The sequence below is a fragment of the Burkholderia pyrrocinia genome (assembly GCF_018417535.1).
Taxonomy (GTDB): domain Bacteria; phylum Pseudomonadota; class Gammaproteobacteria; order Burkholderiales; family Burkholderiaceae; genus Burkholderia; species Burkholderia pyrrocinia_E.
This window is the reverse complement of sequence record NZ_CP070977.1, coordinates 629,328-655,474: the sequence shown is the minus strand read 5'-3', so window position 1 is coordinate 655,474 and position 26,147 is coordinate 629,328. Positions and strand designations below refer to the sequence as shown.

The window sequence follows — 26,147 nt, the reverse complement described above, 5'->3', positions numbered from 1 at the left end:
TCACGCCTTCAACAGCGGCAGCGTGTCGAAGCGCTGCTGCAGCACGCGCGTCGCATCGAGCCCCCACCACGGCCCGAGCACGGTCGCGTAGAGCTGGCGGAAATCGACCGCGACCGGCAAGTTGCCGTTGCCGTCGAGCCGCCCGAGCGCCGGCGGCGCGCCGTACAGCCCGCCGGCCACGCGACCGCCCATCACGAAATGCGGCGCGGCCGTACCGTGATCGGTACCGTTGCTCTGGTTCTCGCGCACGCGCCGCCCGAATTCCGCATATGTCATCACGAGCGTCTGGTTCCAGCGCCCGAGTTCGATCAGCGCACCGCGCATCGCGCTCATCCCTTCCGCAAACTGCTTGAGCAACGCGGCCTGCTGCCCCGGCTGGTTCTGGTGCGTGTCGAAGCCGTTGAGCGTCAGGCGCAGCACCGCGACGCCATCCTGCGCACCGGGCCCGGACGCTTCGCACGCGGCCAGCACCTGCATCGCGGTCTTGACCGACGTGCCGAACGCGCCGGCCGGAAACGCCGTCCTGAATTCGCGCATCCCGCCGCGCGGGCGCAGCCGGTCGGCGGCCTTCACGATATCGTTCTCGACATCGATGATGTGCGCAAGTGCCGGGTTCTGCTCGCGCAGCGACGACGGCTCGGCGAGCCGGGCCGCACGGATGAACTGCGCGGGATTGACGAGCGCAATCGCGCGCGCGCCGTTCGCAAGTGGCCCCATCTCGGCGCTGCCGAGCACGACGCCGTCCGCCGCGAAACCGGGCGGCACCGGTGCCTGCGCGAACGTGCGCGTGAGCCAGCCTTCGTGCAGGTACTGGTCCGAGCGCGACGCGGTATCCCAGATCTCGATCGAGCGGAAATGCGACAGGTTCGGCTGCGGATAGCCGACGCCCTGCACGACCGCGACCTGCCCGTCGCGCCACAGCGGCATCAGCGGCGCGAGCGACGGGTGCAGCCCGGTGTGCGCGTCGAGCTGCAGCACCTGCTCGCGCTTGATGCCGATGCTGCGCCGGAACTGGTAGTACAGCGGGTCCGCATACGGCACCACCGTATTGAGGCCGTCATTGCCGCCCTTCAGCTCGACGAGGATCAGCACGTTCGCATAGCCGGCCGGCGTCACCGATGCCGCCAGCGCGGGCGACTGCCACATCGACACGCCCGCCGCGGCCGCGGCACCCGTCAGTGTCAGAAAATCACGTCGGTTCATCGTGCATCCTTTGGTCCGCCGCCCGGCACCTTTGCCACAGCGGCGCTCCGATTCGTCGTCGTTTGCATCATTTCAATTGATAGGCCGGATCCATCAGCAGCGCCTCGAGATACGCGCTACCGGTCGAATCCGTGTCGATCGCCGCGACCGGCGACACGGGCAGCACCGCGTGCTGGAGCTGAAGCTCGGTCGACAATCCCGCGATCGCCTGCGGCCGCGCGCGATATTGCGCAAGCCAGCGCTCGAGGTCGAAACGCAGGCCGCCGCGCGCGGGCTTGGCCGGCGCGCCGCGCATGCCGGCGGCGGACGCCGTGTCGGCCACCGGCATCGCGTGCGCCCGCGCATTCGGCGACGGCGCCATCGGATGCGCCGGCGGCCGCATGCCGGCCGTCTCCGTCGCGCGGAACAGTTGCTCGACGAACTGCTTGCGCGCGAGCAGCGTGGTGCTGTTGATCCACAACGCGCCGCCCGGCCAGCCCTTCACGTTCGGCGGATAGAACAGGTTCTGCCCGAGCGTGCGCACGGTGTTTGCGAGCATCTGCGGATCGCCGTACGCGACGTCGAACAGCCGCACCGACCCGACGACGAACTCGGCCGGCGACTTGACAAGCACGCCGCGGTTGCGTGGATCCCAGAACGCGTCGGTCGACCACAGCGCGGCGAGCGCCGCGCGGATGTCGTAGCCGCTCGCGCGAAACCGCTCGGCCACGAGATCGAGCGCGCCCGCGTCGGGTGTATCGGACACGAACTCGCGCCACAGCTTGCCGACGATGAAGCGCGCGGTACCGGGCCGCTTCAGCAGGATGTCGGCAAAGCCGTCGCCGTCGAACGGCCCCGTTTCGCCGAGAATCGTCTTGTCGCCCGCATCGTGCAAATCCGGCCGCACCTCGAAGCGCAGCGTATCGGGATCGACCGTCCAGCCCGTCATCGCGCGCGCGGCTTCCGTCACGTCGTACTGCGTGTAGTGCCCTTCACCGAGCGTGAACAGCTCCATCACCTCGCGCGCGAAATTCTCGTTCGGGCGCCCCTTGCGATTGCTCGCGCCGTCGAGATACTGCAGCATCGCCGGGTCCTTCGCGACCGCATGCAGCAGCGTGCCGAAGTTGCCGAGCGCCTCGCGGCGAAACAGCGCGTTCTGCGCGGCCATCGTTTGCGGATAAGGCACCTTGTCCTGTCCCGACGTGAAGTGCCCGTGCCAGAACAGCGTCATGCGCTCGGTCAGCGGCGACGGCGTCACGACCATCTCGTTGACCCACGCCGCGCGCAACGCATCGTAGCGGCTATTGCGCTCGCGCTGCTCGTCGCGGCGCATGTCGGCGGTCAGCGCCTGGCGCTGCGCGCGCGTCGGCGGCAATTCGGCGATCCAGTCGGGCCAAGCCGTAACGGGTTCGCGGCGAACATTGCCGAGCGCGTCGGCCACGACCTGCGCGCGCGTCATGCCGACGACGCGCGCGACTTCGGCGGGCGCGGGAGAGAAACCGGTGCGGCTCAGGAAAAACTGCGCATCGTCGGCGTCGAGCGCCGACTGCATGGCCGGCGACGGCGCCGGTGCGGCAGCGTTCGCTTTCATCGTCATGGACTCCGGGAACGCACCGGCGGTGCGGATGCCGGTACAACGGCAATCGGCAGGCGAAAGTTGACGGAAAAAGTGCTACGAATTTTTTCCGCGCGGCGTGTTCCGCGCAGGGTGAAGACGGCGCGCTTCAGCGCTTGTACAACTCGCGAACGGCGTCTTCGATGTGCTGGCGCAGAAGGTGGCGCTCCTCGGGCGTCATGTGCCCGTCGCGGCGGTGCTGTTCGAGATCGGGAGGCACGGCGGAACGGACCGTCTCGGCGGCACGGTCGGGCTGCGGCGCTTTGCCGCGCGGCAGCTTGCGCGACGGTACGCCCTGCTCGGGGCGCTGCGCATACGAGAAGCTCGACGCATATGGACCGGCAAGCGCGATCGTCAGCATCAGTGCAATCCGGGCAGATCGCATGACCGTCCTCGCTTCTTTGGTCGATTTGTTCCCTTCGTCACGCGGCAACCGGCTACCTCTGGTACTTGAAAAACCCTGCGGAATTCGGGTGTGCAAAGATGAAAGATGGAGTGCAGGGGAGTATCTACCGAATTTCGGCTTCGAGTAAAGGAATCTCTATAGCCTGCCTTTACTCGGCGCGACACTACGGGTAAATTTTGTAACCGACTGTAACGCACGAAAATACGCGGCCGTGCGCCAATTCCCATTCGCGATAAGATGCCGATCATGGAAACGAAAAACCCCTCGAAGATTCTCGTCGTCGACGACGACCCGCGCTTGCGCGATCTGCTGCGCCGCTATCTCGGCGAGCAGGGCTTCAACGTATATGTCGCGGAAAACGCGACCGCGATGAACAAGCTCTGGGTACGCGAGCGTTTCGACCTGCTCGTGCTCGACCTGATGCTGCCGGGCGAAGACGGCCTGTCGATCTGCCGCCGCCTGCGCGGCAGCAACGACCGCACGCCGATCATCATGCTCACCGCAAAGGGCGAGGACGTCGATCGCATCGTCGGCCTCGAGATGGGCGCCGACGATTACCTGCCGAAGCCGTTCAACCCGCGCGAACTCGTCGCGCGCATTCATGCGGTGCTGCGTCGTCAGGCGCCGGCCGAACTGCCGGGCGCGCCGTCGGAAACCACCGAGGTGTTCGAGTTCGGCGAGTTCTCGCTGAACCTCGCGACGCGCACGCTGACGAAGTCCGGCCAGGAAATTCCGCTGACGACCGGCGAATTCTCGGTGCTGAAGGTGTTCGCCCGCCATCCGCGCCAGCCGCTGTCGCGCGAGAAGCTGATGGAGCTCGCGCGCGGCCGTGAATACGAAGTGTTCGACCGCAGCCTCGACGTGCAGATCTCGCGCCTGCGCAAGCTGATCGAACCGGATCCGGGCAGCCCGCGTTTCATCCAGACCGTCTGGGGCCTCGGCTACGTGTTCATCCCGGACGGCGCCGCCTGACCTTTTTCTTTTCCGGTTTCGCCCGCCCACGGCCCGTCCCATGCGTATCGACCGGCGCCTCCTGCAGCTCGCGTTCGGCGGGCTGTTCTGGCGCACCTTCCTGCTGATCGCGCTGCTGATCTCGGTCAGTCTCGCCGCGTGGTTCCAGAGCTTTCGCGTGATCGAACGCGAGCCGCGTGCGCAGCGCGTCGCGCTGCAGCTCGTCGCGGTCGTGAAGCTCACGCGCACTGCCCTGCTCTATTCCGATCCCGATCTGCGGCGCGCGCTGCTGCAGGATCTCGAGAGCAACGAGGGCGTGCGCGTTTACCCGCGCGAGAAAACCGACAAGTTCAAGCTGCAGCCCGACGAATCGCTGAACCGACTGATCGAGCACGACATCCGCAGCCGCCTCGGCGACGATACCGTGATCGCGCAGTCGGTCAACGACATTCCCGGCGTGTGGATCAGCTTCAAGATCGACGACGACGATTACTGGGTCGCGCTCGACCGCGACCAGCTCGACAACGTCACCGGCCTGCAGTGGGCCGGCTGGGGGCTGTTCGCGCTCGCGCTGTCGCTGTTCGGCTCCGCGTTCATCACGAGCCTCGTGAACCGGCCGTTCTCGCGGCTCGCGCTCGCCGCGCGCCAGATCGGCTCGGGCCAGACACCCGAGTTGCTGCCCGAGCGCGGGATGGGCGTCGCGGCCGAGACCAACCGCAGCTTCAACCAGATGGTGCGCGACCTCGAACAGCTCGAGGCCGACCGCGCGCTGATGCTCGCGGGCATCTCGCACGACCTGCGCACGCCGCTCGCGCGGCTGCGCCTCGAAACCGAGATGAGCCCGTCCGACCAGGCGACCAAGGATGCGATGGTCGACGACATCGAGCAGATGGACCGCATCATCGCAGCCTTCATCGACTACGCGCGCCCGTCGCAACGCAAGCCCGAACCCGTCGACCTGTCGTCGATCGCGCAGGAAGTCGCCGCGCGCGTATCGAGCGAGGACGGCGTCGAGATCCGCACGCGGCTCGCGCCGAGCGCGGTCATCGAAGCCGACGAGACCGACATGCGCCGCGTGATCGGCAACCTCGTCGAGAACGCGCGCAAGTACGGCCAGAGCAAGCAGGACGGCATCTCGCGCATCACGCTCGAGACACGCGTGTCGCACGCGCGCGTCGAGCTGTCGGTGAGCGACGAAGGCCCCGGCATCCCCGAGGATCAGTTGCCGCTCGTGATGCGGCCGTTCTATCGCGTCGACACCGCGCGCACCAAGGCGGACGGCACGGGCCTCGGGATGGCGATCGTGCTGCGGCTCGTCGGCCGCTATCGCGGCGCGCTGCGCCTGCGCAACCGCATCCCCGACGCGGGTCTCGAAGTCACGCTCGAATTTCCCGGCGCCGGCAAGGCGCGTGCGACCGCGTGACGCGCTCGCGCACGCTTCCTGCGCTTCACACTATCGATCCAGTTGAAAAAAACTATGGCGATCGTTAGCCAAAATCTATTGAAGTACTTTACTAATAGTGTTACAGTCTTCCCCATGCTGTCACACCATCGTTGCAGCACCGAGGTAGCTTGACTCTGTCTTCTTCCCAACTCATACAGGAGTATCCGCATGAAAACCGTGGGCGATAAACTCGAAGCTTTCACCGTCGTAGCCGCGAAGCCGGGCTTCAACAATCACGAGGAAAACGGCCAGTCGGCGTTCGAAACCATCACCGAAGCGTCGTTCCCGGGCAAGTGGAAGATCATCTACTTCTATCCGAAGGATTTCACGTTCGTGTGCCCGACGGAAATCGTCGAGTTCGCGAAGCTCACGAAGCAGTTCGAAGAGCGCGACGCCATCCTGCTGGGCGGCAGCTCGGACAACGAATTCGTCAAGCTCGCATGGCGCCGTGAGCACAAGGACCTGGACAAGCTGAACCACTACTCGTTCGGCGACGTCAAAGGCGAGCTGATCGACCAGCTCGGCGTGCGCGACAAGGAAGCCGGCGTGGCCCTGCGTGCAACGTTCATCGTCGATCCGGACAACACGATCCAGCACGTTTCGGTGAACAACCTGAACGTCGGCCGCAGCCCGGCAGAAGTCCTGCGTATTCTGGACGGCCTGCAAACGGACGAACTGTGCCCGTGCAACCGTGCGGTCGGCGGCGCAACGCTGTAAGCGCATCGATGCACGAAGCCCGCAGCGCACTTGCTGCCTGCGGGCTTTTTTAACGGCCAACCCATAGGAGATATCAATGGAATTCATCGACTCGATTAAGGCGCGCATCCCCGACTACGCGAAGGACATTCGCCTGAATCTCGACGGCACGATCTCGCGCTCGTCGCTCGAAGGCAACGACGCGGTCGGCGTCGCGCTGGCGGCGGCAATCGCGGCAAAGAGCACGGTGCTCGTGAAGACGATCCGCGAAGCCGGCGTGCTGTCGCCCGAAGAAACGAACGCCGTGCTGACGGCGGCCGCGCTGATGGGGATGAACAACACCTGGTATCCGTATGTCGAGATGGCCGACGACGCCGACCTGAAGACGCAGCGCGCCGAACTGCGGATGGGCGCCTATGCGACGCACGGCGGCGTCGACAAGCGCAAGTTCGAGATGTACGCGCTCGCCGCGTCGATCGTCGGCAAGTGCCACTTCTGCGTGAAGTCGCACTATGCGCTGCTGAAGGACGAGCAAGGGATGACCGTCACGCAACTGCGCGACGTCGGCCGCATCGCGTCGGTGATCAATGCCGCCGCGCAGGTGATCGCCGCCGAAGGCGAGTAACTGGCTGCCAGGCGGTTGCGCCGCGCGACCGGCAGCCATGCCGGAACGGCCGTCGCTTCAAACGAAAATGCCACGCTGATGCGTGGCATTTTTCATTTCCGCAGCACAGCGCGCGGAGCGAACCGCGCGCCGCCACCGCCGCGCGTCAGCCGCCCTGCCTGACCAGCAGCGCGGCGGCCTGCGCCTCGATGCCCTCGCCACGGCCGAGATAGCCGAGCTTCTCGTTGGTCTTCGCCTTCACGTTCACGCGATCGAGCGGCAGCCCGAGATCGGCCGCGATGTTCGCGCGCATCCCGTCGATATGCGGCGCGAGCTTCGGCGCCTGCGCGATCACGGTGCTGTCGACGTTCTGGATCGTGAAGCCGGCCGCCTGCACGCGGGCAACGCACTCGCGCAGCAGCACGCGGCTGTCCGCGCCCTTGAACGCCGCGTCGGTGTCGGAGAAATGACGGCCGATGTCGCCGAGCGCCGCCGCGCCGAACAGCGCGTCGGTGATCGCGTGCAGCAGCACGTCCGCGTCCGAGTGGCCGAGCAGGCCGCGTTCGTACGGAATCGTCACGCCGCCGATGATGAGGGGGCGCCCCGGGACGAGCTGGTGCACGTCGTAGCCTTGTCCGATTCTGAAATCCATGCGTGTTCCGATTGAGATGGGGTGAAAGTCAGGAAGCGTTCGCGGGGCGCGCGAGGATCGCTTCCGCAAGCGCGAAATCTTCCGGGTACGTGACCTTGAAGTTGCGCAGGCTGCCCTGCACGACGCGCGGCGTATGGCCGGCCCATTCGATCGCGCTCGCTTCGTCGGTCAGGTCGTGCCCTTCGCGCTGCGCGCGCAGGATTGCCTCGCGCAGCATGCCGATGCGGAACATCTGCGGCGTCTGCGCCTGCCACAGCGCGTCGCGCGACTCGGTGCGCGCGATCGCATCGCCGCCGGCCGGCACGCGCTTGAGCGTATCGGCCACCGGCAGCGCGACGATGCCGCCGACCGGGTCGTCCTTCAGCGTCGCGACCAGCGTGCGGATCAGCTCCGGCGTGATGCCCGGGCGCGCGGCGTCGTGCACCAGCACCCAGTCGTGGTCGGTCGCGCCGAATTCGGCCAGCTCGAGCAGCCCGTTCAGCACCGACGCCTGCCGCGAGCCGCCGCCGCAGCGGCGCACCGCGAAGCGCAGGCCCGCGAAGCGGCGCGCATCGAAATGGGAATCGTCGGGCGCGAGGACGACGAGCGTCTGCGCGAATTCGCTGCACGCGTCGAACGCGGCGAGCGTGTAATGCAGGAGCGCGCGGCCGGCCAGCGTGCGATATTGCTTCGGCACGGCCGAGCCGGAACGGCTGCCCGTGCCGGCACAGGGAATCAGGGCGAAAAGTCGGGGAGTCACGAAAGGAAACGCCGGAAAGATGAAATCGAGAAGCGGATTTTATAATAGGTCTTTCGTCTCGACCGGCGCACCGCGATGCGCCCGTGCACGCCACCCCTGCCGCCCCAATGCCAGATAACGCTTCCACCCCGTCCGCCTCGCCCGTTGCCCGCGTCAAAAGCGGCCAGCGTTTCGCCTTCGACGGCGCACACGGTTCCGCCGACGCGCTCGCCATCGCCCGTTATCTTGCCGACAACCGCCAGGACGTGCCGCTCCTCGCGGTGATCTGTGCGAACGCGGTCGACGCCCAGCGGCTCTCGCAGGAAATTCCCTATTTCTCGCCCGACGCGCGCGCGCGCCTGCTGCCGGACTGGGAAACGCTGCCGTACGACACGTTCTCGCCGCACCAGGATCTCGTGTCCGAGCGGCTCGCGACGCTGCACGATCTCGGCGAAGGCCGCTGCGACATCCTGCTCGTGCCCGCGACCACCGCGCTGTACCGGATGCCGCCCGCGTCGTTCATGGCCGCGTACACGTTCGCGTTCGCGCAGGGCGAACGGCTCGACGAGGCGAAGCTGAAGGCGCAGCTCACGCTGGCCGGCTACGAGCATGTGAGCCAGGTCGTGCGCCCCGGCGAATACTGCGTGCGCGGCTCGCTGATCGACCTGTACCCGATGGGCTCGCCGCTGCCGTACCGGATCGACTTGTTCGACGACCAGGTCGACTCGATCCGCGCGTTCGACCCCGACACGCAGCGCAGCCTCTACCCGGTGCGCGACGTGCGGCTGCTGCCCGGCCGCGAGTTTCCGTTCGACGAAGCCGCGCGCACGGCTTTCCGCAGCCGCTGGCGCGAGACCTTCGAAGGCGACCCGAGCCGCGCGCCGATCTACAAGGACATCGGCAACGGCGTGCCGTCGGCCGGCATCGAGTATTACCTGCCGCTGTTCTTCGACGAGACGGCCACGCTGTTCCACTACCTGCCGCAGGACGCGCACCTCGTGTTCACGGGCGATCTCGAAGCATCGATCCGCCGCTTCACGGCCGATACGAAGCAGCGCCACGCGTTCCTGTCGCACGATCGCGAGCGGCCGATCCTCGAGCCGCAGCGCCTGTTCCTGACCGACGAGGATTTCTTCGCGTTCGCGAAGCCGTTCGCACGCGTCGTGCTGCCCGCGCAACCGGCCGGCGGCTGGGCGACGGCGCTGCCCGAACTCACCGTCGACCGCCATTCCGACGATCCGCTCGTATCGCTGCGTACGTTCGTCGAATCGTCGGGCAAGCGCGTGCTGCTGACCGTCGAATCGGCCGGCCGCCGCGAGACGATCCTGCAACTGCTCGCCGAGCATCACCTGCGCCCCGCGTCGAACGACCACTTCGCGGGCTGGCTCGCGAGCGACGAACGCTTCGCGCTCGGCGTCGCGCCGCTGTCGAGCGGCTTCGCGGTGCCGGGCGAAGGCTATGCGATCGTCACCGAGACCGAGCTGTACGGCGCGCTCGGCCGCCGCGCGGGCCGCCGCCGGCAGGAACAGGCCAGCAACGTCGACGCGATGGTGCGCGACCTGTCGGAGCTGAAGGTCGGCGACCCGGTCGTTCACGCGCAGCACGGCATCGGCCGCTACATGGGCCTCGTGTCGATGGATCTCGGCGAAGGCGAGACCGAATTCCTGCATCTCGAGTACTCGGGCGACAGCAAGCTCTACGTGCCCGTCGCGCAATTGCACGTGATCTCGCGCTACAGCGGCGCCGATCCCGACAGCGCGCCGCTGCACGCGCTCGGCTCCGGCCAGTGGGAGCGCGCGAAGCGCAAGGCGGCGCAGCAGATCCGCGACACGGCCGCCGAGCTGCTGAACCTGTACGCGCGCCGCGCGGCCCGCGAAGGCCACGCGTTCGCGCTCGACCCGCGCGACTACGTGAAATTCGCGGAAAGCTTCGGCTTCGAGGAAACCCCCGACCAGGCCGCGGCGATCGCGGCCGTGATCGGCGACATGACGAGCGGCAAGCCGATGGACCGCCTCGTGTGCGGCGACGTCGGATTCGGCAAGACCGAGGTCGCGCTGCGCGCCGCGTTCATCGCGGTGCTGGGCGGCAAGCAGGTCGCGCTGCTGTCGCCGACCACGCTGCTCGCGGAGCAGCACACGCAGACCTTCGCCGACCGCTTCGCGGACTGGCCGGTGCGGATCGTCGAGCTGTCGCGCTTCAAGACCGCGAAGGAAGTGAATGCGGCGATCGCGCAGATCAACGAAGGCACCGTCGACATCGTGATCGGCACGCACAAGCTGCTGTCGTCAGACGTGCAGTTCAAGCGCCTCGGCCTCGTGATCATCGACGAGGAACACCGCTTCGGCGTGCGCCAGAAGGAGGCGCTGAAGGCGCTGCGCGCGGAAGTCGACGTGCTGACGCTCACCGCGACGCCGATCCCGCGTACGCTCGGGATGGCGCTCGAAGGGCTGCGCGATTTCTCGGTGATCGCGACCGCGCCGCAGAAGCGGCTCGCGATCAAGACCTTCGTGCGCCGCGAGGAAGAAAGCGTGATTCGCGAGGCGATGCTGCGCGAGCTGAAGCGCGGCGGCCAGGTGTATTTCCTGCACAACGAGGTCGAGACGATCGAGAACCGCAAGGCGATGCTCGAGGAACTCGTGCCCGAGGCGCGCATCGTGATCGCGCACGGCCAGATGCACGAGCGCGAGCTCGAACGCGTGATGCGCGATTTCGTCGCGCAGCGCGCGAACGTGCTGCTGTGTACGACCATCATCGAGACCGGCATCGACGTGCCGAGCGCGAACACGATCATCATGCACCGCTCGGACAAGTTCGGCCTCGCGCAGCTCCACCAGTTGCGCGGCCGCGTCGGCCGCTCGCATCACCAGGCCTACGCGTACCTGCTGGTCCACGATCCGCAGGCGCTGACCAAGCAGGCACAGCGCCGGCTGGAAGCGATCCAGCAGATGGAGGAGCTCGGCTCGGGCTTCTATCTCGCGATGCACGACCTCGAGATCCGCGGCACCGGCGAAGTGCTCGGCGACAAGCAGTCGGGCGAGATCCACGAGATCGGCTTCCAGCTTTATACGGACATGCTGAACGACGCGGTGAAGGCGCTGAAGAACGGCAAGGAGCCCGACCTCACCGCGCCGCTCGCCGCGACGACGGAAATCAACCTGCACGCGCCCGCGATCCTGCCGGCCGACTACTGCGTGGACGTGCAGGAACGGCTGTCGCTGTACAAGCGGCTCGCGAACTGCGAGCACGGCGACGCGATCGACGGCATCCAGGAGGAACTGATCGATCGTTTTGGCAAGCTGCCGCCGCAGGCGCACGCGCTCGTCGAGACGCACCGGCTGCGCATCGCCGCGAAGCCGCTCGGCATCGTGAAGATCGATGCGAGCGAGGTCGCGATCGGGCTGCAGTTCGAGCCGAATCCGCCGATCGATCCGATGCGGATCATCGAGATGGTGCAGAAACACCGGCACATCAGGCTCGCGGGCCAGGACAAGCTGCGCATCGAAACGCGCTCGCCCGATCTCGCGATACGCGTGTCGACGATCAAGGAAACGCTGCGCGCGCTCGGCCCGAAGCAGGGAGCGGCGGCCGCGGCGCGCTGACGGGCGCGGCGATGCTGCACTGCATCGCGCCCGGCGCAGGCGGGCCGACGCGTTTTTGAGTATGATTTTCCCATTCATCAGACGGAGTTTTGCCATGTCCACTCTCGACGCGACGGCGCCGTCCGCCGCAACCCAAGGCGACGCCTCGCTCGTCGGCCTGCCCTGGGTCAAGCAACTGGTGTCGATGGACACGACGAGCCGCGTGCCGAATCTCGGCCTGATCGAAACGGTACGCGACGCGCTCGCCGCGAAAGGCATTGCATCGACGATCACGCACGATCCGCGCGAAGGCTGGGCGAACCTGTTCGCGACCGTGCCCGCGCACGACGGCTCGACGAACGGCGGCATCGTGCTGTCCGGGCATACCGACGTCGTGCCGGTCGACGGCCAGCAATGGGACAGCAACCCGTTCGCACCCGAGATCCGCGACGGCCGCCTGTACGGCCGCGGCACCTGCGACATGAAGGGCTTCATCGGCACGGCGCTCGCGCTGTTGCCCGAGATGCAGGCGACGAAGCTCGCGAAGCCGATCCATTTCGCGCTGTCGTACGACGAGGAGATCGGCTGCGCGGGCGCGCCGCTGATGATCGCCGACCTCGTCAAGCGCGGCGTGCAACCGTCCGGCTGCATCGTCGGCGAGCCGACCAGCATGCGGCCGATCATCGCGCACAAGGGCATCAACGCGTACCGCTGCTGCGTGCGCGGCCACGCGGCGCATTCGTCGCTGACGCCGAAGGGGCTCAACGCGATCGAGTACGCGGCGCGCCTCATCTGCCATATCCGCGACATCGCCGACCGCTTCCGCGCCGAAGGCCCGTTCGACGAACTGTACGACGTGCCGTTCACGACCGCGCAGACGAGCACGATCCAGGGCGGCAACGCGATCAACACGGTGCCGGCCGAATGCCGCTTCGACTTCGAGTTCCGCAACCTGCCGACGCTCGATCCCGAGCAGATTTTCACGCGCATCGAAGCGTATGCGCAGGAAACGCTACTGCCGCAGATGCTTCGCGAGCATCCGAATGCCGCGATCGAGTTCTCGAAGATCGCCGCGGCGCCCGGGCTCGACGCAACCGAACAGGCCGCGATCACGCAGCTCGTGCGTGCGCTGACGGCCGACCAGGACAAGCGCAAGGTCGCGTACGGCACCGAAGCCGGCCTGTTCGAACGCGCGGGCATCCCGAGCGTCGTGTGCGGGCCCGGCAACATCGAGCAGGCGCACAAGCCGAACGAATATGTCGAGCTTGCGCAGCTCGCCGGCTGCGAGCAATTCCTGCGCAAGTTTATCCGCAGCATGTCGGTCGACGCGCACTGACTGCCCCCCGCCACGCCGGCCCGCGTGTGCGGGCCGGCCCACTCCGCCACCCGCCACGTCATGCCGACCGAACAACAGGGCAATACCCATACGACGATCGACGGCGAGCCGATTCCGACGCTCGACGAAATCGCCGCGCAGCATTTCGCGCTGTCGCCCTGGGTCGCGCGCACGCCCGTGTTCGAACGCGTCGACCTGCCGTCCCTCGAAGGCACGCACGTCAACTTCAAGTTCGAACTGCTGCAGGTGAGCGGCAGCTTCAAGGCGCGTGGCGCATTCACGCACCTGCTCGCGCTCGACGAGGCGCGCAAGAACGCCGGCGTCACCTGCGTATCGGCCGGCAATCATGCGGCGGCCGTCGCGTATGCGGCGATGCGGCTCGGCAGCAGTGCGAAGGTCGTGATGTTCCATACCGCGAGCCCGACACGCATCGCGCAATGCAAGCAGTACCGCGCGGAAGTCGTGCTCGCGGGCAGCCCATCGCAGGCGTTCGACCTCGTGCGGCGGATCGAGGCCGAGGAAGGCCGCTTCTTTATCCATCCGTTCAACGGCTATCACACGATCCTCGGCACCGCGACGCTCGGCTACGAATGGGCGACGCAGACGCCCGACCTCGACGCGGTGATCGTGCCGATCGGCGGCGGCGGGCTCGCGGCAGGCATGGCAACCGCGCTGCGGCTCGCGAATCCGCGCGTGCACGTGTACGGCGTCGAGCCGGAAGGCGCCGACGCGATGAGCCGCAGCTTCGCGGCGAATCACACGATCAAGATGAGCGCGATGCAGACGATCGCCGATTCGCTGATGGCGCCGCATACCGAGGAATACAGCTACCAGCTGTGCCGGCGCCACGTCGACCGCATCGTCACCGTGTCCGACGGCGCGCTGCGCGCCGCGATGCTGTTCCTGTTCTCGCACCTGAAGCTGTCGGTCGAACCGGCATGCGCGGCCGCACTCGCCGCGCTGCTCGGCCCGCTGCGCGAAACGCTGCAGGGCAAGCGCGTCGGCGTGCTGCTGTCGGGCACGAACACCGACCCCGGCACGCTCGGCATGCATCTCGCGCACGCGAAACTGCAGCACTGACCGCGCGCCGGCCGCCGGCGAACCAACCTAGGGTTATCCCCAGATTATGTTGACAGCCCTGTTGATAACCCGCCGGACAAGCACGCAAGTGGTTGAGCGCGCAGCGTTTTGCGCGCGCGAAGGTCGATCGACGCGAATTGGGCAGATGCGGCCGCTGCCGGCACCGGCCGAGACGTGGCGGCACCGCGCGCGGCCGGTGATCGCCGCCGTGGCAATCGCGCTGCTGGCCGGTTGCGCGGTGTCGCCCTCGCCCGTCGTCGACGCGCAGCCGGCCTGTACGCAGCCGGGAGAAAGCCGCATGCTGCAGGCCGACCTGCTGTTCGGGCGCGACATCGCGGGGCGCGGCCCCGTCACCGACGCGGAACGCGCCGCGTTCCTCGCCGACACGGTCACGCCACCGTTCCCCGACGGCCTCACGTACTGGGACACGCACGGCCAGTGGCGCGACCGCGCAACCGGCGGGATCACACACGAAAACAGCTTCGTCATCCGGATCATCGCCGACGATACACCCGACACGCGCGCGCGGCTCGCCGCGATCCGGCAAACGTACGCGAAGCGATTCCATCAGGAGTCGGTCGGCATCACGCTCGTGCCGGCCTGCGCGTCGTTCTGATTCCGCTTCTCCCGTTGCCGGCCGCGCGCAAACAAAACGGGCGCCCGAAGGCGCCCGTCGCATGCCGGAACAGCGGCGTACCGCTTACTTGTTCTCGAACATGTCCATGATCTGCTGCTTCTCCTGCGCCGTGACGGGCGGCGGCGCGAGCCCTGCCGCACCGGCCGAACCGAGTGCGTCGTTCGCGCTGATCGCATTCTCGGCCGGGTTGATGTCGACGTTCGCGACGAAGCCGTTGCCCGGCGTGCGATCGGCGTAGAACAGCTCGCCGTCGATCGAGGTCAGGCCGTCCGGCATCGGCATCTGTTGCTCGGGCACGCCGTTCAGCGCGGTGCGCATGTAGTTCACCCAGATCGGCAATGCGAGCTGCGCGCCGAATTCGCGGCTGCCGAGGCTCTTCGGCTGGTCGAAGCCCATCCACGCGACCGCGACGAGCGACTGCTGGTAGCCGGCGAACCAGCCGTCCTTCGCGTCGTTCGTCGTACCCGTCTTGCCCTGCAGGTCGCTGCGGCCCAGCGCGTTGGTGCCCGCGCCCGTGCCGGCCGTCGCGACCGAATGCAGCAGGCTGTTCATCACGTACGCGTTGCGGCCTTCGATCGTGCGCGGCGCCGTGCTGCCCGCGATCACGGCCTGCGACTTCTGCAGCGGCTGGCCGCGCGCGTCGTCGACTTCGGCGATCAGGTACGGATCGACCTTGTAGCCGCCGTTCGCGAATACCGCATAGCCGGTCGCGAGCTGCAGCGGCGTCACGAGACCCGCGCCGAGCGCCATCGGCAGGTACGGCGGCGTCTTCGCGGGATCGAAGCCGAAGCGCTGCGTCACGTACTGCTGCGCATACTGCGTGCCGATCGATGCGAGGATCCGGATCGACACGAGGTTCTTCGAACGCTGCAGGCCGGTGCGCATCGTCATCGGACCGTCCGGCTGGTCGTCGTCCTTCGGCTCCCACGCGGTGCCGCCCGGCACGCTCGGCGGGAAGTACAGCGGCGCGTCGTTGATCATCGTCGCCGGCCCCATGCCCTTGTCGAGCGAGGCCGAGTAGATGAACGGCTTGAACGACGAGCCCGGCTGCCGCCATGCCTGCGTCACGTGGTTGAACTTGCTCTTGTTGAAGTCGAAGCCGCCGACCAGCGAGCGGATCGCGCCGTCCTGCGGTGCGATCGCGACGAGCGCGCCTTCGACCTGCGGCAGTTGCACGACCTGCCAGCCCGTCTTGCCGTCCTTCAGCACGCGCACGATCGAGCCCGGCTTGATGCGCAGCGCGTCGTTCGCACGGGGCCCGAGCGCGGCCGACACGAAGCGCAGCCCGGCCGGGCCGATCGTCGTCGTCGCGCCGCCGACGAACTGCACCTCGACCGCGCTCGGCGCGGCCGACAGCACGACCGCCGACTGCAGGTCTCCGTTGTCCGGGTGATCGGCGAGCGCGTCGTCGATCGCCTCGTCGCGGTCGTCGCCGGCCGCGGGCAGCTTGATCGACGCTTCCGGCCCGCGATAGCCGTGGCGGCGCTCGTAGTCGAGAATGCCGCGACGCACGGCCTGGTACGCGGCCTCCTGGTCGGCCGAGTTGATCGTCGTCGTGACGGTCAGCCCGCGCGTGTAGGTTTCGTCCTTGTACTGCTGGTACATCATCTGCCGCACCATCTCGGCGACGTATTCGCCGTGCACCGCGTACTGGTTGCCCGGCGTGCGCACGTGGAGCTCTTCCTTCACGGCTGCGTCGTACTGCGGCTGCGTGATGTAGCCGACCTCGAGCATCCGCTTCAGGATGTATTCCTGGCGCACCTTCGCGCGCTTCGGATTCACGACCGGGTTATACGCGGACGGCGCCTTCGGCAGCCCCGCGAGCATCGCCGCTTCCGCGAGCGTGATGTCCTTCAGGTCCTTGCCGAAGTACACGCGCGCGGCGGCCGCGAAGCCGTACGAGCGCTGGCCGAGATAGATCTGGTTCATGTACAGCTCGAGGATCTGGTCCTTCGTCAGGGCCTTCTCGATCTTGTACGCGAGCAGCATCTCGTAGATCTTGCGCGTGTAGGTCTTCTCGCTCGACAGGAAGAAGTTGCGCGCGACCTGCATCGTGATCGTGCTCGCGCCCTGGCGCGCGCCGCCGTGCATCAGGTCGGCGACGCCCGCCCGCAGGATGCCGACGAAGTCGACGCCGCCGTGCTCGTAGAAGCGGTAGTCCTCGATCGCGAGCACGGCCTTCTTCATCACGTCGGGAATGTCCTGGAAGCGCACGAGGCTGCGGCGCTCCTCGCCGAACTCGCCGATCAGCACGTGATCGGCCGTGAACACGCGCAGCGGCACCTTCGGCTGGTAGTTGGTCAGCGCATCGAGCGACGGCAGTTGTGGCGCCATCACGACCAGCGCGTAGCCGACGATCAGCGCGCCGACGATCGCCAGCGTGACGAACAGGCCGGCGAACCACAGCGCGACGCGCGAGCCGAACGAGCGGCGGCCCCCGCCGCCGCTGCGCTGTGCGCGGCGGTCGTCGTTGCGATGGTCGCGATCGTCGTCATCGGGGTAATAGGCTCCGGACGGCGAACGGCGCAGCGTGTAGTGGGGTTCGTTCCTGTCGGAAGGAGAAGGCGGTCGTTTGATAATTGGCATGTCGGAATGGCGGGCGTACGTGGCACCCTCGGACGCATGCGGAAATGCAGGCGGATGAATCAGAGCGGGCGCATCGAGATGCGACTGTCACGTCGACAGACCCCGTCGCGCGGCAATCCGTTCCCGCGACGTGACAGCGCATTTTAATGAAATCGACCGGGTGCCTTCGCGATTTTTTGTAAAAATTCCCGCAATCCCGTGATTTGCGAAACGTATTGTCGGCATCGTCGGCCTATCATGGACACGCAATATGGTGCGCGCGGCCGATTTTCTTTCAATCGCGAAAGGTTTGGCATCCTGATACGCAAGCCGCTTGAACTCGCGCGTTTAAGCCGTATTTAAGTGAACCGGTGGTGTAATATCCGCCGGCTCACGCGGGTCGCAACCGGCCCGCGGCGGGCACTGCCGCGGTCACGCGGCGCCTTTCAACCACGGAGGATTTCATGTCGCTTTTCGACTCTGTTTCGCGCACGATCAAAGGCCTGCTGAACGATGCGGCCGATTCGGTACAGGATCCGTCGCGCGACGCACGGCAGATCGTGCGGGAGCTCGACGACAGCATCGGCCGTGCCGAGAATTCGCTGATCGAGATCGAGGCACAGGTCGCGACCCAGCGCAGCAAGCGCGATGCGGCCGACGACAAGGTGAAGAAGTACGAAGACGGCGCGAAGCGCGCGCTGCAGTCCGGCGACGAAGCGCTCGCACGCGAGGCACTGGCCGCGCAGTCGAACGCGGAAGCCGAGCGCGACGCGCTCGCGGCCGAGCTGACGACGCTCGAACCGTCGGTCGACAAACTGAAGGGGCAGATCGCCGACATGCGCCAGCGCCGCAACGACCTGAACGCGCGCTCGAACATCCTGCAGGCCAAGCAGGAAATCGCGCAGGCGAAGGATGTCGCGGCCAGCGCGCTGGGCGGCATCGGCGGCAAGAACCTGTCCGAGGATTTCCAGAAGCTCGAGGACAAGGTCGCGCTGCAGAACGCACGCTCGGACGCGCGCCTCAATTCGGCCGACACGTCGAGCGGCAAGGCGCTCGACGACAAGCTCGCCGCACTGAACAAGGGCCCGTCGGTCGAGGATCGCCTCGCCGCGCTGAAGAAGCAGCTCGACACGCCCGCGCAGTAACGGCAAACGCGGGCAACCGCGCCGCGGCCCACCCGGGCCCGCGGCGCGAACCGATCGTCAGGAGACGGGCGCCTGCGCCCGGTTCGACCATGAAGAAATCTCTCGCCGCACTCGGCCTCTCGCTGATGTTGCTGTCGTCCGCCGCGTTTGCGGTACCGTCGCTGCAGCAGGTCGAGCAGTCGATCGCCCAGCGCGACTGGCAACGTGCCGACACGCAGTTGTCGCAAGTCATCGACGCCCATCCGAACAACGCGCACGCGCACTACCTGTATGCGCAGGTGCTGGACCGCGAGGGCCGCGCGTCCGACGCGCTCGCGCAACTGCAGCGAGCGAAATCGCTCGATCCGCAACTGCGCTTCACCGACGCGTCGCGCTTCGCGCAGACGGAGTCGCGCATTCGCGCCGACGCCACGCGCGTGAGCGGCAACGCGCCGTCGGCCACGCAGGCCGGCACGCTGCAGTCGTCGCTCGCGCCCGCCGTCGCGCCGGCCGAAAAACACGGCCCGTCGACCGGCATGTGGATCGGCCTCGGGCTGATCGTCGCGGTAATCGCACTGGTGCTGCGCTGGACGCTGCGGCGTGCGCGCACGGCCGACAACAGCCGCGCCGACGACGAGCGCCGCACGCAGCTCAAGCGGACGACCGACGTGCTGAACGACATCCGTCCGCTGAAACTCGACGCGAAGCTGTCGACGGCGCCCGGCGCCGCGGCGCTCACGGGCGAACTCGACGCAATCGAGACCGACGCGCGCACGCTCGTCGAGACACTGTCGAACGGCAAGAATCCGGTGCCGCCGTATCAGGTCGACGAACTCGAACAGCGTCATGCGAGCGTGAAGGCACGCGTCGAAGGCCGCCCCGATCCGGCCGCGCAACCCGCGGCACCGGCGAACGGCAGCGGCTCCGTGTACGCGCAGGAAGCCGATCGCATGACGGGCGCGCAGGGCCAGCCGTATCCGCAGCAGCCCTACCCGCAACAGCAGCCGCCTGTCGTGATCCAGCAAGGCGGCGGCGGTTTCGGCGGCGGGATGGGCGGGCTGCTGACCGGCGTGCTGCTCGGCGAGGCGATGTCGGGCGGCCGCGAGCGCGTGGTCGAACGCGACGTGATCGTCGACGGCGAGCGCCGCCGGCAGGATGCCGACCCGGGCTTCGACCTCGGCCGCGGCGACGCGTCGAACTGGAGCGACGGCGGCAGCGGCAACGTCGATCTCGGCAGCAACGACGACGGCTGGACGGACGACAACACCTGACCTTGCGCGGCGCGTCGACGTTCCCGTCGACGCGCCGCAACGCCACGCTCCCCTGCATGACCGGCCGCGCCGACGCGCGGATTTGTCAATCATTTCAAGATGGACTACCGGCAATGGGGAGCGTTCGCTATCATGCGGCCATCGGCGTGCCACCGACCCTCATTCGACGCATTGCAATCCTGCGCGTCGCGGCACGCCCCCCTCGCCCCAATCAGGAAGGAGAAAGCCGCTCATGAGCATCATCAAGGAATTCAAGGAGTTCGCCGTCAAGGGCAACGTGATGGATCTCGCCGTCGGCGTGATCATCGGCGGCGCGTTCTCGAAGATCGTCGACTCGGTCGTGAAAGACCTCATCATGCCGGTCATCGGCGTGCTGACGGGCGGTCTGGATTTCTCGAACAAGTTCGTTCTGCTCGGCACCATCCCCCCGACGTTCAAGGGTAATCCCGATTCGTTCAAGGACCTGCAGGCCGCCGGTGTCGCCGCGTTCGGCTACGGCTCGTTCATCACCGTGGCGATCAATTTCGTTATCCTCGCGTTCATCATTTTCCTGATGGTGAAATTCATCAACAAGCTGCGCAAGCCGGACGAAGCCGCGCCGGCCGTGACGCCGGAAGACACCGTGCTGCTGCGCGAGATCCGCGATTCGCTCAAGCAGCGCTGAGCGCCGAGCGCCCCGCTTGCCAGGCCCGCCCCGTGCGGGCCTTTTTATTGCGCGCACCGTGCACCGCCGCATGCGGCCTGTCTCACTTTTTTGTGACGCGCGAATGCACGCGCGGGGAAAGCAGGTCTATGATGGAGACTAAACGACAGTACGGGCGCCAAGACGCTGGCTGTGTCGATCAAGGCGAGCAGGTCGACGGGAGACATTGATCGTCGTACTGCACGAATGCAGCATTTTCGTGTGCTATAAAGGATCGACATGCGGCGTACATAGCCGGGAGTGGGTCGCATGAAAGTGCCGCATTTCTTGCAATTGTTTTTGAGGCGAGTGTTTATGTCCTTCCCGAAAAAACGTCGGCGTGCCCAACAGGATGGCCAGGAGTCATTCCTTGCGGTCTTGCGCCACTCGAAACCTTTCGCCCAGCTCGACACCAAGATTGCCCGCGCCCGTGCGCAGGACGAACCCGTCCTGTACGCGCATGTGCTGCCCGGTCTCGACGTGCTCCTGTGCAGCGTGCGCGGCGCACAGCCGCCCTATCCGGCAATCGCCGAGCTGCGCAAGCGCTGCATCGAATCGATCGCCAACGCGCTCGAGCAGCCGCTGGACGGCCTCGAAAACGGCGGGTACTGGTACGAAGCGAACGGCTTCGGCTTCCTGGTATTCGCGAGCCGGGCGCGCGCGCGCATCCTGCCCGAGTTTGGTGCAGGCACGAAAGCGAGCCTGCGCGGCGGGCTCGGTCGCCAGAACGCCGGCGACACGACACCACGCTCCCTCGGCTGAACCGCCAGTCATTCGATGGGCCGCCTCCGGGCGGCCCATCTGCCATTCACGCGCCCCGCTTGCTCGTCACACCGCCTGCTGGCGCCCGTTGCCGGGCCGCACGATGTCGATGAACGCGGCGAAATCGGCGCCGGCGAGCCCCTGCGCGGCGCCGAGCCGCAGCACCTGCTGCACGGTGGCCGACACGGGCATCACCGCGCCCGTGTCGCGCGCCGCGTCGGCGATCGCATCCACGTCCTTCTGGAACGTGCTCAGCGCGCCGATCGGCGCGTGACCGCTCGACGTCATGCGCGGCACGAACGTCTGCAGCAGCACCGAATCGGCCCAGCCGCCGGCCAGCGCCTCGGCCAGCCGCGCGGCGTCGATGCCGCTCGCCTGCGCCAGACCGACCGCCTCGGCGATCGCGGTCACCGTCGCGGTGACGATCGCCTGGTTGCACAGCTTCGCCGTCTGGCCCGCACCCGCGTCGCCCATGTGCGTGATGCGCGACGCGTACGTGCCGATCAGCGGCCGCACCGCCTCGAGATCGGCCATGCGGCCGCCCGCCATCACCGCGAGCGTGCCGGCCTGCGCGCCCGGCACGCCGCCCGACACCGGCGCATCGACCCAGCCGACACCGAGCGCGGCCGCACGCGCCGCGTAGTCGCGCGTCGCGGCAGGCGGAATGCTCGAATGATCGACGATGCGCTGCAGGCGGCGCGAAGCCGCGTCGCCGGAAAGCAGCCGGTGCTCGCCGAACACGACGTCGCCGACCGCACGCCCGTCGAGCACGCACACGAATACCGTATCGACGCGTTCAGCGAGTTCGCGCGGCGTGCCGACCACCTGCGCGCCGTCCTTCACGAGCGCCTCGGCCTTGTCGCGCGAGCGATTCCACACGCTGACCCGGTGCCCGGCCGCCAGCAAATGCCGAATCATCGGCGCGCCCATCAATCCCGGTCCGCAAAATCCGACTTCCACGATGTTCCTCGTCTCCGATATGGGTTGCACTTGCCGCCCATCATACCTATCACTCAAGAAGCCGGGCACGCGCGGCACCGCTTCGGGACCGCGGCTTGCGCCGGCGATATAGATCGATATCCCAGGGAGCGCATCATGAGCGACCACGTGTACAAGATGATCGAGCTGACCGGTTCGTCGCGGCAATCGAGCGACGACGCCATCCGCAACGCGATCTCGAAGGCAGGCAAAACGCTGCACAACCTCCACTGGTTCCAGGTGACCGAAACGCGCGGCCACATCGAAGGCGACCAGGTCGTTCACTGGCAGGTCACGCTGAAGGTCGGCATGCGCATCGACGACTGACGCGCACGCCGCATCACACGCCGCGCCGCGATCCGGATACGCGCCATGCGCATCCGTGCGGCGCCGCGCGCCCCGCATTCCGCCCCGTTCAGGCCCCTTGTCCACGCCCGGCCGGCGGGTGCCTGCGGGTATCCATCTCTTGACGCTGACTTTCGTTCATATTAAAAACGATATACCCACAGTACCCCTCGATCAGCCCAGACATATAACCCGGAGAAATCATGAGTCAGCAACGCGAGGCGATCGACACGTACCTCTTGCGCGTCTTGCACACCTTGTTGATGGAGCGCAGCGTCACGCGCGCGGCCGTCAAACTGAACCAGTCGCAACCGGCGATCAGCGCCGCGCTGCGGCGCCTGCGCGACATCACCGGCGACCCGCTGCTGGTGCGCGGCAAATCCGGCATGGTGCCGACCGAATACGGGCTGCGCCTGCTCGAGCCCGTGCAGAACGCACTGCGTGAAATCGAGCGCATCAAGTTCCAGCAGCACAACTTCGACCCGGCCACGTCGATCCGCTGCTACCGGATCGGTTGCCCCGACTACCTGAACGTGCTGTTCGTGCCGACCGTCGTCGAGCGCTTCCGCCAGGCCGCGCCGAACGCGACGCTCGAGTTCCACTCGCTCGGCCCCGCGTTCGACTACGAACTCGCACTGGAAGACGGCAAGCTCGACATCGTCGTCGGCAACTGGCCCGAACCGCCCGAGCAACTGCACCTGTCGAACCTGTTCGTCGACGAAATCGTCTGCCTGATGAGCAACACGCACCCGTTCGCGAAGCGCGGCGGGCTCACGCTCGACCAGTACCTGAACGCGCCGCATCTCGCGCCGACGCCGTACTCGGTCGGCCAGCGCGGCGCGATCGACGTGCATCTCGCGCGCGAACGGCTCAAGCGCCACGTGGTCGTCACGCTGCCGTACTTCAACCTCGCACCGTACGTGCTCGTGAAGTCCGACCTGATCTTCACGACTACGCGCCTGTTCGCCGATCATTACGCGAAATTCCTGCCGCTGTCGGTCGTGCCGGCACCGCTCGACTTCCCGCCGATGCAGTACTACCAGTTGTGGCACGAGCGCTGCCACTACTCCGACGAAGTGCGCTGGCTGCGCAGCCTCGTCGCCGAAGCGACCCGCACGCTGATCGAGGCGTAACGGCACACGCCGCCCGCGCCGTCGCGGCGCGGCGCGACGGCGGGCCGGCAGCACGCCCGGCAAGGCGGCCGCCGCATCGCTTCAGCCTTCGTTCAGCGCGATGCCTCGACGAGCGCCTGCGCGAGCGTGTTATGGCGCTCGATGACGGGCGGCAGATCGAGCGTCGCCAGCCGCCCTTCCCGCACCACCACCTTCCCGTTCACCACCGTGTATGCCGTCTGCGACGGCGCGCAGAACACGAGCGCCGCAACCGGATCGTGCAGCGCGCCCGCGAACAGCGGCTGACGCAGGTCGAACGCGGCGAAGTCCGCGGCCATGCCGGGCTTCAGCGCGCCGATATCGTCGCGGTTCAGCACCTTCGCGCCGCCGAGCGTCGCGATCTCGAGCGCTTCGCGCGCGGTCATCGCATCGGGCCCGAAACCGACCCGCTGCAGCAGCAGCGCCTGCCGCACTTCCGCGACCATCTGCGCGCCGTCGTTCGACGCGGAGCCGTCGACGCCGAGGCCGACCGGCACGCCCGCGAGACGCATCTTCTTCACCGGCGCGATACCCGACGCGAGCCGCATGTTCGAACACGGACAGTGCGCAACGCCCGTGCCGGTACGCGCGAACAGGCCGATGCCCGCATCGTCGAGCTGCACGCAGTGCGCATGCCATACGTCGTGGCCGACCCAGCCGAGATCTTCCGCATATTCGGCGGGCGTCATCCCGAACTTCTCGCGGCTGTACGCGATGTCGTTGACGTTCTCCGCCAGGTGCGTATGCAGCGACACGCCGTACTCGCGCGCGAGCACGGCGGCGTCGCGCATCAGCTCGCGGCTGACCGAGAACGGCGAGCACGGCGCGACCACCACGCGCAACATCGCGTAGCGGCCTTCGTCGTGATAGCACTCGATCAGGCGCTGCGTGTCGCGCAGGATGTCGGGTTCGCGCTCGACGACGGAATCGGGCGGCAGTCCGCCGTCGCGCTGGCCGACGCTCATCGCGCCGCGGCTCGCGTGAAAGCGCATGCCGATCCGCTGCGCCGCGCCGATGCTGTCGTCGAGCCGGCTGCCGTTGGGGTAGATGTACAGGTGGTCGCTCGACGTCGTGCAGCCCGACTGCAGCAGCTCGGCCATCGCGGTGAGCGTCGACACCTCGATCATCTCGGGCGTCAGGTGCGCCCAGATCCGGTACAGGTTCGTGAGCCAGCCGAACAGTTCGGCGTTCTGCGCGGCCGGTACCGCGCGCGTGAGGCTCTGGTACATGTGGTGGTGCGTGTTCACGAGCCCCGGGATCACGAGGTGGCCGCGCAGGTCGAGCACTTCGTCGGCCGTGTCGGGCAGCTCGGCGGTCGGGCCGACCGCGACGATCCGGTTGTCTTCGATGTAGAGCCCCGCGTCGCGCAGCTCGCGGCGCGTGTCGTCCATGGTCACGAGCACGTCGGCGTGCTTGACCAGCAGGGTTTTCGGGCGGGATGGGGAGGTGTTCGGCGCGCGTGCGCCGGCGTGCTGCTCGAGGTTCATGCGTTCTCCGCGTCGGTCTGCCCCCAGGGGCTGTCCTGGGGACGGTCACAAAGCCGTTCGAACGCTGATCGCGGCACGCCCCGGTGCCTGCGTCCGTTCGAACGCCCTGGCCCGGTTACCCGGCGTGCTCGCCGTCTTCGGGGTACGCGCCGGCCACAGGCCGACGCGCACGGCGGGAGGATCGCCCAAGTGCGCGCGGCACACAATGCGCGATCCGGAATACCGCACTTCACGGTTTCGATATGGTACGCGGCGCGGGGCTCCGCCGGACGCCCGAAATGCAGGCTGAAAGCCGTATCCGGCGTGCCGTCGACAGCCGCTCATGCGCGGCGCATTATCTTTGATATCGCGCCCGTATTTGCTCGGGGAACCTTTTTACAATGCCTGCACGGCGCTCGCTTCACCTCGCCGACGGGTATGTAGCCACGTGACGTGGAGCCTCGATCCGCCGCACAGTCAATGGATCGAGTCGCCGCCGAACCTCGCATTCACTCAAGGACACACGAATGGGAAAGCTCACTACCCACGTACTCGATACGGCGCACGGTCGTCCCGGCGCTGCACTCAAGGTGGACCTCTACGCGCTGGACGGCGAATCGCGCCGCGCGATCAAGACCGTACTGACCAATAGCGACGGTCGCTGCGACGAACCCCTGCTCGAAGGGGCCGCGCTCGCCGCCGGCGAATACGAACTCGTGTTCCATGCCGGCGACTACTTCGCGTCGCTCGGCGTGAAGGTGCCCGAACCCCGTTTCGTCGACCGCGTCGTGCTGCGCTTCGGCATCGCCGACACCGGCTCGCACTACCACGTGCCGCTGCTCGTGTCGCCGTGGTCGTACAGCACCTATCGCGGCAGCTGACATCGCACCGGCGCCCGACGCAT

23 protein-coding genes are annotated in these 26,147 nt (G+C 67.3%); 15 read left to right on the top strand and 8 right to left on the bottom strand.

What is annotated here, in order from left to right; genetic code table 11:
- The 3 genes from JYG32_RS03040 to JYG32_RS03030 all read right to left on the bottom strand — a co-directional run bounded on the left by JYG32_RS03040 (position 1) and on the right by JYG32_RS03030 (position 3,182).
- Positions 1–1,203 carry a DUF1501 domain-containing protein gene (locus tag JYG32_RS03040; protein ID WP_213264592.1) on the bottom strand — a complete coding sequence of 401 codons (1,203 nt, stop codon included), beginning with the start codon at positions 1,201–1,203 and terminating at the stop codon, positions 1–3.
- A 67-nt stretch (positions 1,204–1,270) separates the two neighbouring features.
- Positions 1,271–2,773, bottom strand: coding sequence for a DUF1800 domain-containing protein (locus JYG32_RS03035; RefSeq protein ID WP_213264591.1), 1,503 nt, complete (start codon positions 2,771–2,773; stop codon positions 1,271–1,273).
- Positions 2,774–2,906: 133 nt separating this feature from the next.
- Positions 2,907–3,182 carry a hypothetical protein gene (locus tag JYG32_RS03030; protein WP_174382113.1) on the bottom strand — a complete coding sequence of 92 codons (276 nt, stop codon included), beginning with the start codon at positions 3,180–3,182 and terminating at the stop codon, positions 2,907–2,909.
- Between the two features lie 258 nt (positions 3,183–3,440).
- Between JYG32_RS03030 and ompR the strand changes: the two genes are divergently transcribed.
- From ompR to JYG32_RS03010, 4 genes are all read left to right on the top strand, one after another.
- The gene (gene ompR, locus JYG32_RS03025) at positions 3,441–4,175 is read left to right on the top strand and encodes an osmolarity response regulator transcription factor OmpR (RefSeq protein WP_006478565.1); all 735 of its coding nucleotides are present in this window, start codon (positions 3,441–3,443) and stop codon (positions 4,173–4,175) included.
- 40 nt (positions 4,176–4,215) lie between these two features.
- Entirely contained in the window at positions 4,216–5,577 is a 1,362-nt protein-coding gene (locus JYG32_RS03020) for an ATP-binding protein (RefSeq protein ID WP_174382112.1), read from the top strand.
- Between the two features lie 189 nt (positions 5,578–5,766).
- Positions 5,767–6,315 (top strand): peroxiredoxin, encoded by a 549-nt coding sequence (locus JYG32_RS03015; RefSeq protein WP_174382111.1) that lies wholly within the window; start codon positions 5,767–5,769, stop codon positions 6,313–6,315.
- Between the two features lie 76 nt (positions 6,316–6,391).
- Positions 6,392–6,919: a carboxymuconolactone decarboxylase family protein gene (locus JYG32_RS03010; protein WP_174382110.1), complete on the top strand. Its 528-nt coding sequence runs from the start codon at positions 6,392–6,394 to the stop codon at positions 6,917–6,919.
- Between the two features lie 145 nt (positions 6,920–7,064).
- On the opposite strand, the gene ispF is transcribed toward JYG32_RS03010, so the two are convergent.
- Both ispF and ispD read right to left on the bottom strand, forming a co-directional pair.
- Positions 7,065–7,550 (bottom strand): 2-C-methyl-D-erythritol 2,4-cyclodiphosphate synthase, encoded by a 486-nt coding sequence (gene ispF / locus JYG32_RS03005; protein ID WP_034181174.1) that lies wholly within the window; start codon positions 7,548–7,550, stop codon positions 7,065–7,067.
- Positions 7,551–7,578: 28 nt separating this feature from the next.
- On the bottom strand, positions 7,579–8,289 hold the full coding sequence (gene ispD, locus JYG32_RS03000) for a 2-C-methyl-D-erythritol 4-phosphate cytidylyltransferase (protein WP_034201609.1): 711 nt from the start codon (positions 8,287–8,289) through the stop codon (positions 7,579–7,581).
- A 107-nt stretch (positions 8,290–8,396) separates the two neighbouring features.
- On the opposite strand from ispD, the gene mfd reads away from it, so the two are divergent.
- From mfd to JYG32_RS02980, 4 genes are all read left to right on the top strand, one after another.
- Positions 8,397–11,867 carry a transcription-repair coupling factor gene (gene mfd / locus JYG32_RS02995; protein ID WP_213264590.1) on the top strand — a complete coding sequence of 1,157 codons (3,471 nt, stop codon included), beginning with the start codon at positions 8,397–8,399 and terminating at the stop codon, positions 11,865–11,867.
- Between the two features lie 94 nt (positions 11,868–11,961).
- Positions 11,962–13,182 (top strand): acetylornithine deacetylase, encoded by a 1,221-nt coding sequence (argE, locus tag JYG32_RS02990; protein ID WP_174382108.1) that lies wholly within the window; start codon positions 11,962–11,964, stop codon positions 13,180–13,182.
- Positions 13,183–13,242: 60 nt separating this feature from the next.
- On the top strand, positions 13,243–14,262 hold the full coding sequence (locus tag JYG32_RS02985; RefSeq protein ID WP_213264589.1) for a threonine/serine dehydratase: 1,020 nt from the start codon (positions 13,243–13,245) through the stop codon (positions 14,260–14,262).
- A gap of 145 nt (positions 14,263–14,407) precedes the next feature.
- Complete coding sequence (locus JYG32_RS02980; protein ID WP_249744573.1) at positions 14,408–14,878, top strand: DUF3574 domain-containing protein; 471 nt, start codon at positions 14,408–14,410, stop codon at positions 14,876–14,878.
- Positions 14,879–14,962: 84 nt separating this feature from the next.
- On the opposite strand, the gene JYG32_RS02975 is transcribed toward JYG32_RS02980, so the two are convergent.
- Positions 14,963–17,485 (bottom strand): penicillin-binding protein 1A, encoded by a 2,523-nt coding sequence (locus tag JYG32_RS02975; RefSeq protein WP_213264587.1) that lies wholly within the window; start codon positions 17,483–17,485, stop codon positions 14,963–14,965.
- A 443-nt stretch (positions 17,486–17,928) separates the two neighbouring features.
- Between JYG32_RS02975 and JYG32_RS02970 the strand changes: the two genes are divergently transcribed.
- The 4 genes from JYG32_RS02970 (at position 17,929) to JYG32_RS02955 (ending at position 21,303) form a co-directional block, all read left to right on the top strand.
- Entirely contained in the window at positions 17,929–18,609 is a 681-nt protein-coding gene (locus JYG32_RS02970) for a PspA/IM30 family protein (protein WP_059233905.1), read from the top strand.
- A gap of 89 nt (positions 18,610–18,698) precedes the next feature.
- Positions 18,699–19,859, top strand: a complete 1,161-nt coding sequence (locus JYG32_RS02965) for a tetratricopeptide repeat protein (protein ID WP_213264586.1) — start codon at positions 18,699–18,701, stop codon at positions 19,857–19,859.
- 232 nt (positions 19,860–20,091) lie between these two features.
- Complete coding sequence (mscL, locus tag JYG32_RS02960) at positions 20,092–20,523, top strand: large conductance mechanosensitive channel protein MscL (RefSeq protein WP_174382102.1); 432 nt, start codon at positions 20,092–20,094, stop codon at positions 20,521–20,523.
- A 333-nt stretch (positions 20,524–20,856) separates the two neighbouring features.
- Complete coding sequence (locus JYG32_RS02955; RefSeq protein ID WP_027784713.1) at positions 20,857–21,303, top strand: hypothetical protein; 447 nt, start codon at positions 20,857–20,859, stop codon at positions 21,301–21,303.
- Positions 21,304–21,369: 66 nt separating this feature from the next.
- Here JYG32_RS02955 and JYG32_RS02950 read toward each other — a convergent pair whose 3' ends face one another.
- On the bottom strand, positions 21,370–22,263 hold the full coding sequence (locus tag JYG32_RS02950) for an NAD(P)-dependent oxidoreductase (protein WP_213264585.1): 894 nt from the start codon (positions 22,261–22,263) through the stop codon (positions 21,370–21,372).
- A gap of 135 nt (positions 22,264–22,398) precedes the next feature.
- On the opposite strand from JYG32_RS02950, the gene JYG32_RS02945 reads away from it, so the two are divergent.
- Both JYG32_RS02945 and JYG32_RS02940 read left to right on the top strand, forming a co-directional pair.
- Entirely contained in the window at positions 22,399–22,608 is a 210-nt protein-coding gene (locus JYG32_RS02945) for a dodecin (protein ID WP_006493215.1), read from the top strand.
- Positions 22,609–22,829: 221 nt separating this feature from the next.
- The gene (locus tag JYG32_RS02940; RefSeq protein WP_006762467.1) at positions 22,830–23,759 is read left to right on the top strand and encodes a LysR substrate-binding domain-containing protein; all 930 of its coding nucleotides are present in this window, start codon (positions 22,830–22,832) and stop codon (positions 23,757–23,759) included.
- 92 nt (positions 23,760–23,851) lie between these two features.
- On the opposite strand, the gene JYG32_RS02935 is transcribed toward JYG32_RS02940, so the two are convergent.
- Positions 23,852–25,264 carry an 8-oxoguanine deaminase gene (locus JYG32_RS02935; protein WP_213264584.1) on the bottom strand — a complete coding sequence of 471 codons (1,413 nt, stop codon included), beginning with the start codon at positions 25,262–25,264 and terminating at the stop codon, positions 23,852–23,854.
- Positions 25,265–25,770: 506 nt separating this feature from the next.
- On the opposite strand from JYG32_RS02935, the gene uraH reads away from it, so the two are divergent.
- On the top strand, positions 25,771–26,124 hold the full coding sequence (gene uraH, locus JYG32_RS02930; protein ID WP_047900958.1) for a hydroxyisourate hydrolase: 354 nt from the start codon (positions 25,771–25,773) through the stop codon (positions 26,122–26,124).
- The last annotated feature ends 23 nt before the right edge of the window (positions 26,125–26,147 follow it).